Genomic DNA, 14,971 nt, shown 5'->3' with positions numbered 1-14,971 from the left:
CCCGTCAAACGAAAACGGCCGCCCCGGAAGGGCGGCCGTTTCGCAATCTAGATATGACCGGAGCCTAGCGCGGCGCCAGGATCATGATCATCTGACGGCCTTCCATGCGAGGCTCGTACTCAACCTTCGCCACCGGATCGAAGTCAGCCTTCACTTGCTGAAGCAGCTTCATGCCCAGCTCGGGGTGAGCAAGTTCGCGTCCACGGAAGCGCAGGGTGACCTTCACCTTGTCGCCTTCTTCGAAGAAGCGATGCATAGCCTTGGCTTTGACGTCGTAGTCGTGGGTGTCGATGTTCGGGCGGAGTTTGATCTCCTTGATCTCGACGACCTTTTGCCGCTTGCGCGCTTCGTTCTTCTTCTTCTGCTCCTGGAACTTGAACTTGCCATAGTCCAGGATCTTGCAGACGGGGGGATCCGCGTTGGGCACGATCTCCACGAGATCGAGACCAGCTTCTGCGGCGGCCTCCATGGCTGACGAAGTCGGCATCACGCCCTGCTTCTCACCGTGTTGATCGATGAGCAGAACCTTGGGAACGCGAATGTCTTCATTGATGCGCGGTCCGTCTTTGACGGGCGGCGCCTGCATCGGGCGGCGAATAGGCTTTCGCTCCTAGAGCTGTTGTAACGGGAACGACCGGCAGCGCGGAGGCTCCGGTCGTCAAAGCATATATGACGAAGGCGGCGGCCAGTATCAAGCGGCGCTGCAAGTTCGTCTGCGGTATCGCCGTTAAGCGGCCGGAAGAAGCGCGTTCGCGGCCTGCAGAACCGCCGAGACGGGTAGCTCGGCAAGGTTGTCGGCCTTGAGCACCGTTACGTGACCGCGCGGCGCCGCGAGCTTGGGGTCTGAGGCGTTGGAGAACATCACCACGGTCGGGGCGCCGGTGGCCGCGGCCAGGTGCAGCGGCCCGGTGTCGTTGCCGACCACCAGGGCGGCCTTGGCGCCCAGCATCGCCACCTTGGCGAAGTCGGTGCGGCCGGTCAGGTCGCGGGCCTGGCCGACATAGCGTTGGATCTGGCGGGCGAGGGCGCTTTCTTGCAGGCCGCCGATGATGACGATGTCGTAGCCGCGCTCGGACAGCATCTTGCCGAGTTGGCCATAGCGTTCGGCGGGCCAGCGCTTGTCGAGCCGGTGGGCCGAGCCGCCGGGGATGAACAGGGCGTAGGGCCGCGGCCTCACGCCGCCGGGCACGGGGCGCACCTGCGAGGGCTTGGGCAGGACCCAGGAGAGGTCGGGGCCAGGCGCGCTGCCCGGCTCGGTCGGAGCGTCCGGCCAGATGCCTGCATATTTCAGCTGGTCGGCCTGGCGCTCCAGCGTGTGCATGTGGTTGCGGGCCGGGTTCTTGTGCGGCAGGGCGCAGCCGGCGGCGATTCCCGACCATTCCGGCGGGAAGGGGGCGAGCATGTGGAAGATCCGCGCCGACTGGGCGGAGGTCTGCAGGTCGTAGACGCGGTCATAGCGCGCGGCCTTGAGCCGCTTGCGCAGAGCCATCCATTCGCCCAGTCCGCTCGGCCGGCCATCGGTCTCGACGGCGTTGAAGTATGGGCAGGCCTTGGCCAGGCCCTCGAAGGGCGGCGTAGTCAGGAGGGTGATGTGCGCCCGCTTGTGCACTTGGCGGATCTTCTTCATCGCCGCCAGGGCCAGGACGAAGTCGCCCAGGGCCGAAAGCTTGATGACCAGGATCTTTTTAATCTCGCGGGCCATCAGGCGTTAGATCCCGAACGGCGCGCGGCCAGCACCTGGGCGTAAGCGGCCAGGGTGGCCTCGCACATGGCGTCGACGGAATAGAGGCGGCGCGCGCGGTTGGCGGCGGCCTGTCCCATCGCCGCCAGCCGGGGCGGACCCATGTCGATCGCCTTGGTCATGGCCTGGGCCCAGGCATCGGGGTCGTCGACTTTCACCAACCAGCCGGTTTCTCCGGACACTACGGTTTCGGTGGTGCCGCCGTGGTCGGAGGCCAGCACCGGCTTGCCCATGACCTGCGGCTCGACGGCGGTGCGGCCAAACGACTCCGGCTTGGTCGTGGGCAACATGGCGATGTCGCAGATCTGGTAGGCGGCCGGCATGTCGTCGCAGTGGCCGACGATCCGGACCTGGTCGGTCAGCCCGGCCTGGACGATTGCGTTCTCGACCTCGTGCCGATACTCGGTGCGGCCCTGATCGTCGCCGGCGAAGATGATCAGGAAGTCGTCGCGACCTTCGGCCTTCATCCGGCGGGCGGCCTCGACGATCAGCAGGTGGCCCTTGATCCGGGTCAGTCGTCCGGCCAGCAGCAGCTTGGTGCGGCGATCACGCACATCGAGCCGCCAAGTCTCCCGCAAGGCCTGGATACGTTCGGGCGTCACCCAGCTGGGATTGAAGCGTTTCAGATCGACCCCACGCGGGATCGAGACGATCTTGGCGGGATCCAGATGGTGTTCGGCCAGGACATGGTCGCGCGTGTAGTCGGAATTTGCGATCACCAGATCGCCCCGCGTCATCACGGCGTTGTACCAGCGCTTGAGCTGGCTTTTGGCGTTGTAGACGCCGTGATAGGTCGCCACGAACGGCGTTCCGGTCACCTGGGCAGCCCACAGCGCCGAGAAGGCCGGGGCGCGGCTGCGGGCATGGACGATCGAGACTTTCTCGCGCCGGATCAGGTCGACCAAGCGTGCGGCGTTTCCAAGCATCACCAGCGGATTTTTGGTCTGCACCGGCATCTGGGCGAGGCGGGCGCCATCGGCTTCCAGCCTGGCGGCCATGCGACCGCCGCGGGTGGCCACCAGGGCCTTGCCGCCGATACGCACGACCGCGTGCGCCACGTCTATTGTGGTCTGTTCAGCCCCGCCGGTTTCAAGCTCGGGCACGACCTGGAGTAGGGTGAAGTCTGGGGGAAGCGTCACGCCGTTCTGCATAGCGTAAGCCTCGGTTTGGTAAACCCCGATGGCGTACTGACGATGTCACATCCTCGCGTTATGAGGGCGATCATGGGCGAGATAGCAGGATTTCTTGAGCGGCCGGACGGGGCGAAGATCGCCTGGCGGCACGTGGCTGGCGCTGGACCCACCGTGGTTTGGCTGGGCGGGTTCCGGTCGGACATGGCCGGGGCAAAGGCGCAGGCGCTGGCCGACTGGGCGCTGGCGAGCGGCCGGGCCTATGTTCGTTTCGATTACTTCGGCCACGGGGAATCGAGCGGCGACTTCGCGGACGGGACGATCACCCGCTGGCGCGAGGACGCCTTGGCCGTATTGGACGAGCTGGTCGAGGATCAGGCCGTTCTGGTCGGGTCGTCCATGGGCGGGTGGATTTCCTGCCTGGCGGCGGCCGCGGTCCCTGAGCGCATCAAGGCGCTGGTGCTGATCGCGCCGGCCCCCGATTTCACCGAAAAGCTGATGGCGCCGGAGATGACCGAGGCCGATCGCGCCGAGTTGGCCCAGACCGGCGTGTGGCTGCGACCGTCCGACTATGGCGAGCCCTATCCGATCACCCGGGAATTGCTGGAGGACGGCGCGCGCTGGTCCATCCTGCCCGAGCCCGTGAACGTCCACGCGCCTGTGCGCATACTTCAGGGCGGCGCCGATCCGGACGTGCCTTGGCGTCATGCGCTTGAACTGGCCCAGGCGCTGCGCAGCCAGGACGTCGTCTTCACCCTGATCAAGGACGGCGACCATCGGTTGTCACGCCCGCAGGACATCGCGCGTCTGATCGAGGCCCTCGACGAGGTGATCGCTGGTCCCGCATGACGCCGGCGCCCATGCCCACCTTCTGGGAGGCCGCGCGGGTCTGGGCGCGGATCGGGGCGTTGAGTTTCGGCGGCCCGGCCGGCCAGATCGCGTTGATGCACCGGATGCTGGTCGAGGAGCGGGGCTGGATCGGGGAGCGCCGGTTCCTGCACGCGCTCAACTACTGCATGCTTTTGCCGGGTCCCGAGGCGCAGCAACTGGCCATCTATATCGGCTGGTTGATGCATCGGACGGCCGGTGGGTTGGTGGCGGGGATACTCTTCGTCCTGCCGGGCGCCATGGTCATGCTGGCCCTCAGCATCGCCTATGTTCTCTACGGGGCGACTCCGTTCGTCGCCGCTCTGTTTCTTGGCGTGAAGTCAGCGGTGCTGGCGGTGGTGGTCGAGGCGGTGTTGCGAGTGGGGCGGCGGGCGCTGAAGACCCGGGCCGCAGTGGTCATCGCAGTGACTGCGTTCTTGAGCCTCTATCTGCTGAATGTTCCATTCCCGCTGATCATCCTGGCGGCCGGCCTCTTCGGCTGGTTCGCGCCGCATCGTCTGGCGCCCCCGCTCGGGGCGGAAGACGAGGGCCATACACTTGGCCTGATCGACCACGTCATCGCCGAGGGCGGGGCGAGCCACTTGAAGCCGTCGCGGGGCAGGGCGCTCCGGGTGCTGGCGGTCTGGTTGCCCATCTGGCTGGCCCCGCTCGCCCTCCTCTATCTAGTGTTTGGCGAGGCCAGCGTCTGGACGAAGCTGGCAGGCTTCTTTTCGACCATGGGGGCGGTGACGTTCGGGGGAGCCTATGCGGTGCTGACCTATGTCGCCCAGGCCGCCGTCGACGGCTTTGGCTGGTTGAAGCCTGGCGAGATGGCTGACGGGCTGGGCTTGGCCGAAACCACGCCAGGACCATTGATCCTGGTGCTGCAATTCGTGGGCTTCCTCGCGGCCCATCGCGAGGCGTCAGGACTACATCCGCTGGTGGCTGGCGCGCTCGGGGCCTTGCTGACCACCTGGGTGACCTTCGCGCCCTGCTTCCTCTGGATCTTCCTCGGCGCGCCCTATGTCGAGGCGCTACGTGGCCATCGCGCCGCCGCCTCGGCCTTGGCCGCAATCACAGCGGCGGTGGTTGGCGTGATCGCCAACCTCGCCCTGTGGTTCGGGCTGCATGTGCTGTTCACCGACGTCGGCAGGATCACCATCATGGGCGTCGGGCCGGACGTGCCGAACCTTCTCAGCCTGGACTGGAAGCCTGCGATCCTGACCCTGGCGGCGATGATCGCCATGCTGCGGTTCAAGGCTGGTCTGGGGCCGACGCTGCTGGCGTGCGCGGCCGGCGGCTTGGCGCTGAGCTACTTGGCTTAGGTGCAATTCCCCTCTCCTGGGAAGAGGACGCTAGCTTTCCGTCGCCAGGATCGCGGCAAGCCCTTCGCGATAGGTCGGGTAGGCGGGCTTCCAGCCCAGCTCGGCTTTCGCGCGGGCGTTAGAGACCCGCTTTGTCTCGGCGTAGAAGCGCCTGGCCTGCGGCGACAGGGCGTCCAGGTTCAGCACTTCCTCAGGCGGGGCGGGCAGGCCGATCAGCCCGGCGGCGTGAGCGATCACCGTGCTGTTGGCGACCGGCTCGTCGTCGCAAAGATTGTAGATTCCGCCGGCGCGCGGCCTGGCGATGGACGCCTCCAACCCGGCAGCCAGATCATCCACGTGGATGCGGCTGAAAACCTGGCCAGGCGTGGTGATGCGGCGCGCCCGGCCTTCACGCAGGCGCTCGAACGCTGAACGGCCAGGACCGTAGATGCCGGGAAGGCGGTGGACGGTGACGGTCAGGCCCATCCCGCGACCGACCTCCAGCCAGTCGCGCTCGGCGGCGACGCGGCGCGCGCCCTCCGGCGACTGGGCCGCGAGACGACTGTCCTCGAACACCCAGCCGCCACGGCGGTCGCCGTAGACGCCGGTGGTCGACAGGTAGCCGATCCAGTCTGGAAAGGCCCCGGCGGTGGCCAAGGCCGGAACCATGACCTGGAGCGCGGGGCAACCTTCGGGTCCGGGCGGCGCGGTGATGAGAATGGCCTGGGTGTCCGCCAAGCGGGCGGCGATCGCTTCCTTGTCCAGGGCGGGCACGGGATCGACGCCATCGGCGGCCATCTGCGCGGCGCTGGCCTCGTCGCGATAGGTGGCCGAGATGCGCCACCCCTTAGCCGTCAACCGCCTCGCCAGGACGCGCCCGGCGAAGCCGTAACCGTAGACGAAGAGGCGCATGGACGTTCCTAGAGCAAATCCTTGATCGCGGCTCGGGCCGCGTCGGCGAACTCCGGGCGATCCAGGGCGAAGGCGATGTTGGCCCTCAAGAGCCCGATCTTGTCGCCGCAGTCATAGGTCACGCCGTCGTACTCAAGGGCGTGGAAGTCTTGCGACTTCATCAATTCGATCATCGAGTCGGTGAGCTGGATTTCCCCGCCGGCCCCTTTGCCCTGACGCTCCAGCAGCGGGAAGATTTCTGGCTGGAGGATGTATCGCCCGGAGATGATCAAGTTAGACGGCGCGGTTCCCTGGGCCGGCTTTTCGACCATGCCGGTCATGCGGCCGAGGCGGCCGTCACGCTCATCGAGAGCGACAATCCCATACTTGTGGGTCTCGCTGTCGGCGACAGCCTCGACCACGACGATATTGCCGCCGACCTTTTCGTAGGCCGCTACGGTCTGGGCCAGGGCCGGGGTCTTCGCGGCCATCAGCATGTCGGGCAGGATCACAGCGAACGGCTCGTCGCCGATAAGGTCCCGGGCGCACCAGACCGCATGGCCGAGGCCCAGCGGAGCCATTTGACGCACGAAGCTCATCGAGCCTGGCGGCAGCAGGTCGCGTCGCACCTCGGCCAGGACGTCGGTCTTGCCCTTGGCCTCCAGCGCGCCCTCGATCTCGGGATTGCCGTCGAAATAGTCCTCGATGGCGCCCTGGCCGCGGCTGGTGATGAAGATGAAGTGCTCAATGCCCGCGGCGCGCGCTTCTTCGACCACATAGGACAGGATGGGCCGATCAAAGACGTTCAGAAGGTTCTTTGGGGTCGCACGGGCGACGGGAAGGACACGTGTCCCCAAACCCGCCACCGGCAGCACAGCTTTACGCACACGTTTGGTCATTCAGCCCTCCCGTTTCATCCCCGACTAGACGACGAGGGCTTTCGAATCCACCATCACGCTCAGGAGATCTGACAAACGCCCTCCATTTGGCTGCTGAAGGGGTTTCCAGCCTAGATTGTGACCGGAGACCGGAACTCACGAGACCGTGAACGGTTCAAAATCTGCCACAGCTTTCTTAAGAGGGACCTTCCATGACCTTCCACACCATGTCTGTGCTGGCCGCGACGGCCGCTGCGTTTACGCTCTCAGCCTGCAGCAAGCCGGCCGAAGCACCCGCCGCCGACACAACTGCAGCCGCGGCTGAAGCCACCGCCCCCACTGGCAGCATGATGACCACCGCGCCGGCCGGTTCCATGGCCGCGACCCCGCCAGCGACCGGGTCGATGGCCGCGACACCGCCCGCCACCACGGACTCGATGGCCACGACCCCGCCGGTCAATGCGCCGGCGGACCCTATGACTTCGAACAGCGGCGCGGTCCCGCCGAAATAGGCCGCTATTCGACGGTGACCGACTTCGCCAGATTGCGGGGTTGGTCGACGTCGGCGCCCTTCTGAACGGCCACGTAATAGGCCAGGAGCTGGATGGGCGCGGCGAAGACGAGCGGCGCGATCAACGGATCGCAAGCCGGGGCGATGATCACCTTCACGCCTTCCGGCGCGCGTTTGGCGCCTTCCTCGTCGGTGATCAACAAGATCGGGCCGCCGCGCGCCATCACCTCGCTCATGTTCGACATGGTCTTCTCGAAGAGCGCGTCGGACGGGGCGATGACGATGACCGGGGTCGCTTCATCGATCAGGGCGATCGGCCCGTGCTTCAACTCGCCGGCGGCGTAGCCCTCGGCGTGGATGTAGCTGATTTCCTTGAGTTTCAAGGCGCCTTCCAGCGCGAGGGCCGACATGGCGCCGCGGCCGAAATAGAGCACGTCGCGGGCCTTGGCCAATTCCGGCGCCAGGGCGCGGATCGCCTCTTCGGCCTGGATGGATTCTGCGATCAGGCGCGGGGCCTCTAGCAACAGCTTGGAGAGCCGCGCTTCCTCGGCCGCGTCGATCTTGCCGCGCGCCGCCGCTGCGGCCACGGCCAGCGCCGCCAGGGCCGTCACCTGGGCGGTGAACGCCTTGGTCGAGGCGACGCCGATTTCGGGGCCGGCGTGGGTCGGGAAGAGGATGTCGGCCTCGCGGGCCATGGTCGATTGGTGGACATTGACCACGGCGGCGGTGGTCAGCCCTTGAGCCTTGCACCAGCGCAGGGCGGCCAGGGTGTCGGCGGTCTCGCCTGATTGCGAAACAACGATGGCCAGCGTGTTCGGCGTCACGGGCGGCTCGCGATAACGGAACTCCGAGGCGACATCGATGTCCACCGGCAGGCGGGCCAAGCTTTCGAACAGGTAGCGGCTGATCAGACCCGCATAGTAGGCGGTGCCGCAGGCGACGATCTGGATGCGGTCGATCTTGGCGAAATCTACGCCGCCTGGCGCGGTCGCCTTACCGGAGACCGGATCGATATAGGCCGACAGGGTATGCTGGCAGGCGTCGGGCTGGTCATGGATCTCTTTCTCCATGAAGTGCCGGTAGTTGCCCTTCTCGACCAGGGCGGCCGAGGCGGCGACGATCTGCATCTTGCGTTCGACCGGTTGGCCAGCGTGATCGAAGACGCGGGCGCTGGTGTGGTCGATGGCGACATAGTCGCCTTCTTCCAGGTAGGCGATGCGATTGGTGAACGGGCCGACCGCCAGCGCGTCGGAGCCGATGAACATTTCGCCGTCGCCATAACCGACAACCAGCGGGCTGCCGCGCCGGGCGCCCATCACCAGGTTCTCTTCGCCTTCGATCAACACGCCAAGCGCATAGGCGCCGGTAAGGCGGTCGAGCGTGGCCTTCAGGGCGGCGAGCGGTTCGAGGCCGGTGGCGAGTTCAGAATCAAACAGGTGGGCGATGACCTCTGTGTCGGTCTCGCTCTCGAAGACACGGCCCGCGACTTCGAGTTCGCGGCGCAGTTCGGCGAAGTTCTCGATGATGCCGTTGTGGACCAGCGTGACCTTGCCGGCCTGATGCGGGTGGGCGTTGGGAACCGACGGCGCGCCGTGAGTGGCCCAGCGGGTGTGGCCGATGCCGACCGTGGCCATCAGAGGCTGCTCGGCCAGGACGTCCTCCAGAGCCCGGATCTTGCCCTTGGCCCGGCGGCGTTCAATCTTGCCGCCGACCACTCCGGCGATGCCCGCGCTGTCGTAGCCGCGGTACTCCAGCCGCCTTAGGCTCTCGATCAACCGATCCTGGACCGGGGCCGTTCCGACGATGCCGATGATGCCGCACATGACCCGGAGTTCCTTTTGGCGCAGGAAGACGTGATAATCCTGAGCCGCCTTTAGCATTCGCAAACGCGGCGTCGACTAAATCTGAGTTTCGTATCGTTTCGAGAACCCGAATGACCAAGCGCGCCTATTTCGGAACTGACGGCATCCGTGGCCAGGCTAACAGCCATCCGATGACCGCCGAGGTGGCCCTGCGGGTCGGCCTGGCGGCGGGCAAGCTGTTCATGTCCCAGGACGAGCGCCGCCACATGGTGGTCATCGGCAAGGACACCCGGCTGTCGGGCTATATGGTTGAACCGGCCCTGGTGGCGGGGTTCGCCAGCGTGGGGATGGACGTGCGCCTGCTCGGGCCGATGCCGACGCCGGGCGTCGCGATGATGACGCGCTCTTTGCGCGCCGATCTGGGCGTGATGATCTCGGCCTCGCACAACGCCTATGTCGATAACGGCATCAAGCTGTTCGGCCCGGACGGCTACAAGCTGTCGGACGCCCGCGAGTTGGAGATCGAGGCTCTGATGGACCAGGGTCTAGCGGACGGTCTGGCCGCGCCCACCATGCTCGGCCGCGTGGCGCGGGTTGACGACTCCCAGGCCCGCTATGTGGAGATCGCCAAGGCGACGTTCCCGCGGCGGCTCAGCCTGGCCGGCCTGCGGGTGGTCATCGATTGCGCGAACGGCGCCGCCTACAAGGTCGCCCCGGTGGTGCTATATGAACTGGGCGCGGAGGTCATCAAGATCGGCGTCGATCCGGACGGCACCAACATCAACGAGGAGTGCGGCTCCACCCATCCCGAGGCCATGGCCAAGGCGGTGAAGGAGTATCGCGCCGACCTCGGGATCGCGCTGGACGGCGACGCCGACCGGCTGCTGATCTGCGACGAGAAGGGCCACGTGGTCGATGGCGACCAGATCATGGCGATCATCGCCGACGCCTGGTCGCGCAACAATCAACTGACCGGCGGCGGTGTGGTCGCGACCGTCATGTCGAACCTTGGCCTGGAGCGGTTCCTGGCCGCGCGGAACTTGAAGCTCGAGCGCACCAAGGTCGGCGACCGCTACGTCATGGCCCGCATGCGCGAAGGCGGCTTCAATCTCGGCGGGGAGCAGTCTGGGCATATGATCATGTCCGACTACTCCACCACCGGCGATGGCCTGCTGGCCGCGCTGCAGGTGTTGGCGGTTCTGAAGGATTCGGGCCAACCGATGAGCCGGCTGGCCCGCCAGTTCGATCCGGTGCCGCAACTGCTGGAAAATGTGCGGTTCGCCGGCGGCAAGCCGCTGGAGACCGAGCAGGTCAAGGATGTGATCGCCCAGGCCGAGCATCGCCTGAACGGCACTGGCCGGATCGTGGTCCGCGCCTCCGGCACCGAGCCGCTGATTCGGGTCATGGCCGAGGGCGATGACGAGAAACTCGTCAGCCAGGTGGTCAAGGACATCGTCGGGGCGGTGAAGAAAGCGGCGGCCTAGAGGTCATGAAGCAGCTTGAGGATTTCATTCGCGGGCTGCCCAAGGCCGAACTTCACCTGCACATAGAGGGCAGTCTTGAGCCGGAGCAGATGTTCGAGTTTGCCCGCCGCAACGGCGTTGAATTGCCGTTTGCGGACGTTGAGGCGGTGCGCGCGGCCTATGCGTTCTCGAACCTGCAGGACTTCCTGGACATCTACTATCAGGGCGCGCGGGTGCTGCTGACGCAGCAGGACTTCCACGACCTGACCATGGCCTATTTCCGCCGCATCGCCGCCGATGGGGCGCGACATGCGGAGATCTTCTTCGATCCTCAGACCCACACCGAGCGCGGCGTGGCCTTTGCGGTCGTCGCCGAGGGCCTGCTGGCCGGCATGGCGCAGGCCGAAGTGGAGCTGGGCGTCTCGTCCAAGCTGATCCTCTCTTTCCTGCGTCACCTCTCGGAGGACGCCGCCTTCGATACGCTTGCGCAGGCTGAGCCGTATCTGGACCGTATCGTGGGCGTGGGGCTCGATTCATCGGAGCTCGGCCATCCGCCGGAGAAGTTCGCGCGAGTCTTCGCCGCCGCCCGCGCCAAAGGCCTGAAGATCGTTGCGCATGCCGGCGAGGAGGGGCCGCCTGATTACGTCTATCAGGCGCTGGACCTGTTGGAGGTCGACCGCATCGACCACGGCAACCGGGCGCTGGAGGACGACGTCCTGACCGAGCGGCTGGCGCGCGAGGGGATGACGCTCACCGTCTGCCCGCTTTCGAACCTCAAGCTCTGCGTGGTCGACGACCTGACGTCGCACCCGCTGCGGACGATGCTGCGGCTCGGTTTGCGGGCGACAATCAATTCCGATGATCCCGCCTATTTCGGCGGCTATCTGGGCCAGAACTGGCTCGAGACGGCGCAGGCGCTTGATCTCAGCCGCGACGAGCTTGTCACCCTGGCGCGCAACAGCTTCACCGGCTCGTTCCTGGCGCCGGACGAGATCGCGACGCACCTGGCGGCGATCGACGCCTACGTGGCGCGCCCCAACTAGGCCTCCAGCGCCAGCAGGGCGAAGGTCGCTAGCCAGTGCTCGCCCATATAGTCGCCCGCCACGTGCTCAAGGCCGGCGGCCAGGTGCTCATCGGCGCTGGCGAGGGCGACGGGGCGCACCGGGTCGTTGAGCGCCAGGGTCCCGGCGATCGACCGCCAGCACCAGGCTCGGCTGAGGTTCAGGCCATCGAGGTGGGCGATCTTTCCATCGCTGCGATCGCTGACGCTGGCCGGGGTGAACAGGCTGGCTGGACGTCGCGAAGCCGCCTCCGGCAGGAACCGCGCGAACCACAGCCGGAAATCGGCGGCGGAAAGGACGCGGCGCAGACACTCGGCCTCGACCAGGGTCGGGGAAAGGAAGTCATCGCCGCTCGGTTCCCAGGCGGCGGCGCCGGCGTCGGCCAGATACCAACCCTTGGCGGTGGCCTCGATCAGCTGGGCCAGGTCGTGGTCGCCGACCTCGCCCGCATATTCGCTGGCCAGCGCCAGGGCGAAGGCGGTGCTGTAGTGCGTGCCGGTGCGGATCGGGTAGGTCGCCTTGGGCAGGAATGACTTGAAGCGGTCGGCGAAGGCTTGCGCCAGGGGACGGAGCGCTTGGGCCCAGGCCTGGCCGTCATGGCGTTCCAATTCGGCGGCCAGCATCAACAACCAGGCCCAGCCATAGGGGCGCTCGAACCCGCCGCTAGCCGGTCGAGCCAGATAGGCCAATTCGCCCGCCGCCTTGGCCGGGGTCAGGTTGGCGTCGAACAGGGCGCGGATCTGCGTGGCCTCGGGGTTCTGCGGAAAGCGGCGCAGCAGGCGGGCCAGCAGCCAGTAGCCGTGAACGCACGAGTGCCAGTCGAAGCTGCCGTGGAAGATCGGGTGAAGCACGCGCGGTGGCAGCACGTCCTCGTCCCCGGTCATCACGTGGTCGAGCTTGTAGGGATAGGGTTTGGTCACATGGCCGAGCGCGAGGCGAGCGAACTTGCCGGCGAGTTCTGGGGTCAGTTCAGAAGCGGAAGACGAGGACATACATCAGCGCCGTGTTGGCCAGGAGAAGGAGGATGGCGGTAGGGATCTGCACCCGGATCACCCCGTTGCGGTCTTTCAGTTCCAGCAGGGCGGCGGGCACGATGTTGAAGTTGGCCGCCATCGGGGTCATCAGCGTGCCGCAGAAGCCCGAGAGCATGCCGATCGCGCCCATGATGGCCGGATCGCCGCCAAAGTGCAGGACGATAAGCGGCAGGCCGATGCCGGCGGTCATCACTGGGAAGGCGGCGAAGGCGTTGCCCATGATCATCGTGAAGATCGCCATGCCGAAGGTGTAGGCGACGACGGCGGCGAGTTGGCTGCCGCTGGGCAACCAGTCGCTGGCGATCTGGCCGATGGCGGTTCCCACGCCAGCGGCGGCGAAAACCGCACCCAGGGCGGCCAGCATCTGCGGAAGTACGGCGGCCCAGCCGACCGTATCCAATAGCCGGCGGCCCTCCTGCAGCGGGGTGATCGGTTTGGCGCGCAGCATCGGCATGGCGATGGCCAGCGCCACGAAGACCCCGAGGATCAGGGACACCAGCGTCGCCTGTTTCGGATCGACCAGTCCGGCCAGTTCAGGACGCTTGAAGAGGAATGTCCCCGCCAGCGCTGTGATCGGTATGGCTAGCGCCGGCAAGAACAGGCGGTTGCCTAGGCGCAGGGCGCTTTCACGACGTTCTTCCGGGCCGGTGGTCGCTGGGAGTCCGAGGCCAAGACCACCGAAGCCCGCCGTCAGGACCATGGCGATGACGACGAGTCCGTTGGCGAAATCAGGCAGGTGAGAGCCGAACAGGAAGCTAACCGCGAACAGGCCCCAAAAGGCGGTGTTCTTCCAGCGCTTCGGATTGGTGGCGTCGCGCGCGCTCAGGACTGCTATGGCGGCGAAGAAGGCGCCGCCGATGACATAGAGGACCTCCAGCCCGATCATCGCGCGCCCAGAGTGCGGGCTAGGCGGCGGTCGAGCAGCATCAGCCGGGTTCCGTGGATCGCCAAGGCGCAGAAGGCCGTTGGAATGGCCCAGACGGAAAGCTGCAGCGGCTCGACCAATATGCCGTTCTGCTCAAGGAACCCTTTGATCAGCAGGATGGAGGCGATGGCGATGAAGATGTCTTCGCCGAAGAACAGCGCGATGTTGTCGACCGCGGCCGTGTGGGCGCGGATGGATTGGCGCGTTTCGTCGTCGAGCGGGCCATGGTGCGTTTCTGCAGCCGCCTCGGCCATCGGCGCTATCAGCGGGCGAACCATCTGGGCGTGACCGCCGAGCGAGGTCAGGCCCAAGGCGGCGGTCGCCTGGCGCACGACGAAGTAGAGCAACAGCAGTCGGCCCGTAGTCGCTGCCTGAATCTGGCCTATCAAGGTCTTTGCGCGTTCCTGCAGTCCAGCCCGTTCCAGCAGTCCGATGACCGGCAGCACCACCCAGACCACGCTGACATAGCGATTCTCCTGAAACGCCTTGCCGAAGGTCTCGATGACTTGGACGGGCCCCATTCCGCCAGCGACCCCGGTGACGAGGGCGGCGACCGTGACCACCAGAAGGGGGTTCATGCGGGCCATGAAGCCCACCACGACGACGACAATGCCGATCAGCGACAGCAAGTGGCGGACCCCCGACGCGCAAGACCTGCGCGGAGCGGCGACTCTAGCTGTATGGCCGGGCTCCGCAATTGCGGAGATGGGTTTGCGGGGACGTGAGCCGGAGGACTAGGCGCAGTCGGGTCAAGAAGAGGGATCGTTCCTCGACTTCATGCGTATTTCAAGATGAGGCGGCAGGACTATCCACGACGGTTAATTCGTGTCAGCCTCATTGCTCCACACCGCTCGACCGGGGTGGAATAACAAAGGTACTGGGAGCGAAACATGCCACGAAACGTCACCGCTGGGGGTGCGTCGCGAGGAGCCGTGCGAGGTCTGACCTCGATTGCTTGCCTTGCTTTTGTCGCCGCTCTTGCGCTGGCCTTTTGGGCCGGTGCTCTCTGGATCGGCAACACGCTCATTCATCTGCTGTCGAGCTGAACGCAGGCGCCAGCCTGATGGACCAGGCTGGCGAGTTGCTGAGCTTAAGCGCGCCCGATCGAAGCGTATTTGAAACCTCGCGCCCGAACGTCGGCGGGTTTGTAGATGTTGCGCAGGTCGACCAGCACCGGCGCGTTCATCAGCAGCTTTACGCGGTCCAGGTCGAGGGCGCGGAACTGATCCCACTCGGTGATGATCACCAGGGCGTCGGCGCCGGTGGCGACCTCGTACGGGTCAGCCTTGAAATCCACATCGCGCAGTAGCTGGCGGGCCTCATGCAGGCCCTCGGGGTCGAAGGCCTGAACCTTCGCGCCCATG

General features: G+C 66.2%; 15 protein-coding genes. 4 read left to right on the top strand and 11 right to left on the bottom strand.

Annotated features, from left to right (window positions below; translation table 11 throughout):
* Window positions 1–64: 64 nt before the first annotated feature.
* The 3 genes from infC to Q8M13_RS02490 form a co-directional block, all read right to left on the bottom strand.
* Complete coding sequence (infC, locus tag Q8M13_RS02500; protein ID WP_056731308.1) at window positions 65–586, bottom strand: translation initiation factor IF-3; 522 nt, start codon at window positions 584–586, stop codon at window positions 65–67.
* 141 nt (window positions 587–727) lie between these two features.
* Complete coding sequence (locus Q8M13_RS02495; RefSeq protein ID WP_305298037.1) at window positions 728–1,702, bottom strand: glycosyltransferase family 9 protein; 975 nt, start codon at window positions 1,700–1,702, stop codon at window positions 728–730.
* Entirely contained in the window at window positions 1,702–2,880 is a 1,179-nt protein-coding gene (locus Q8M13_RS02490) for a glycosyltransferase family 4 protein (RefSeq protein WP_305298036.1), read from the bottom strand. The genes Q8M13_RS02495 and Q8M13_RS02490 overlap by 1 nt, the downstream gene beginning before the upstream one ends.
* A gap of 84 nt (window positions 2,881–2,964) precedes the next feature.
* On the opposite strand from Q8M13_RS02490, the gene Q8M13_RS02485 reads away from it, so the two are divergent.
* Both Q8M13_RS02485 and chrA read left to right on the top strand, forming a co-directional pair.
* The gene (locus Q8M13_RS02485; RefSeq protein ID WP_305298035.1) at window positions 2,965–3,720 is read left to right on the top strand and encodes an alpha/beta fold hydrolase; all 756 of its coding nucleotides are present in this window, start codon (window positions 2,965–2,967) and stop codon (window positions 3,718–3,720) included.
* The gene (gene chrA, locus Q8M13_RS02480) at window positions 3,717–5,063 is read left to right on the top strand and encodes a chromate efflux transporter (protein WP_305298034.1); all 1,347 of its coding nucleotides are present in this window, start codon (window positions 3,717–3,719) and stop codon (window positions 5,061–5,063) included. The genes Q8M13_RS02485 and chrA overlap by 4 nt, the downstream gene beginning before the upstream one ends.
* A gap of 30 nt (window positions 5,064–5,093) precedes the next feature.
* Here chrA and Q8M13_RS02475 read toward each other — a convergent pair whose 3' ends face one another.
* From Q8M13_RS02475 to glmS, 4 genes are all read right to left on the bottom strand, one after another.
* Entirely contained in the window at window positions 5,094–5,954 is an 861-nt protein-coding gene (locus Q8M13_RS02475; protein ID WP_305298033.1) for an SDR family oxidoreductase, read from the bottom strand.
* 8 nt (window positions 5,955–5,962) lie between these two features.
* Window positions 5,963–6,832 carry a UTP--glucose-1-phosphate uridylyltransferase gene (locus Q8M13_RS02470; RefSeq protein WP_305298032.1) on the bottom strand — a complete coding sequence of 290 codons (870 nt, stop codon included), beginning with the start codon at window positions 6,830–6,832 and terminating at the stop codon, window positions 5,963–5,965.
* 175 nt (window positions 6,833–7,007) lie between these two features.
* Window positions 7,008–7,256: a hypothetical protein gene (locus Q8M13_RS02465; protein WP_305298031.1), complete on the bottom strand. Its 249-nt coding sequence runs from the start codon at window positions 7,254–7,256 to the stop codon at window positions 7,008–7,010.
* 71 nt (window positions 7,257–7,327) lie between these two features.
* Window positions 7,328–9,145 (bottom strand): glutamine--fructose-6-phosphate transaminase (isomerizing), encoded by a 1,818-nt coding sequence (gene glmS, locus Q8M13_RS02460; protein WP_305298076.1) that lies wholly within the window; start codon window positions 9,143–9,145, stop codon window positions 7,328–7,330.
* Between the two features lie 110 nt (window positions 9,146–9,255).
* On the opposite strand from glmS, the gene glmM reads away from it, so the two are divergent.
* Both glmM and Q8M13_RS02450 read left to right on the top strand, forming a co-directional pair.
* Window positions 9,256–10,608 (top strand): phosphoglucosamine mutase, encoded by a 1,353-nt coding sequence (glmM, locus tag Q8M13_RS02455; protein WP_305298030.1) that lies wholly within the window; start codon window positions 9,256–9,258, stop codon window positions 10,606–10,608.
* A gap of 5 nt (window positions 10,609–10,613) precedes the next feature.
* A complete protein-coding gene (locus Q8M13_RS02450; protein ID WP_305298029.1) occupies window positions 10,614–11,630 on the top strand; it encodes an adenosine deaminase in 1,017 nt (338 codons plus the stop codon).
* Here Q8M13_RS02450 and Q8M13_RS02445 read toward each other — a convergent pair.
* The 4 genes from Q8M13_RS02445 to Q8M13_RS02430 all read right to left on the bottom strand — a co-directional run.
* Window positions 11,627–12,640 (bottom strand): DUF2891 domain-containing protein, encoded by a 1,014-nt coding sequence (locus tag Q8M13_RS02445; protein ID WP_305298028.1) that lies wholly within the window; start codon window positions 12,638–12,640, stop codon window positions 11,627–11,629. The two genes, Q8M13_RS02450 and Q8M13_RS02445, sit on opposite strands and share 4 nt — an antisense overlap.
* The gene (locus Q8M13_RS02440; protein WP_305298027.1) at window positions 12,618–13,568 is read right to left on the bottom strand and encodes a DUF979 domain-containing protein; all 951 of its coding nucleotides are present in this window, start codon (window positions 13,566–13,568) and stop codon (window positions 12,618–12,620) included. Before Q8M13_RS02440 ends, Q8M13_RS02445 begins: the two co-directional genes overlap by 23 nt.
* Window positions 13,565–14,236, bottom strand: a complete 672-nt coding sequence (locus Q8M13_RS02435) for a DUF969 domain-containing protein (RefSeq protein ID WP_305298026.1) — start codon at window positions 14,234–14,236, stop codon at window positions 13,565–13,567. The genes Q8M13_RS02440 and Q8M13_RS02435 overlap by 4 nt, the downstream gene beginning before the upstream one ends.
* 461 nt (window positions 14,237–14,697) lie before the next feature.
* Window positions 14,698–14,971: UDP binding domain-containing protein (locus tag Q8M13_RS02430; RefSeq protein ID WP_305298025.1), on the bottom strand; the 274-nt coding region annotated here is incomplete at its 5' end.

The sequence above is a fragment of the Phenylobacterium sp. genome, assembly GCF_030681155.1.
Taxonomy (GTDB): Bacteria; Pseudomonadota; Alphaproteobacteria; order Caulobacterales; family Caulobacteraceae; genus Phenylobacterium.
This window is presented reverse-complemented; position numbering and strand designations above follow the sequence as displayed.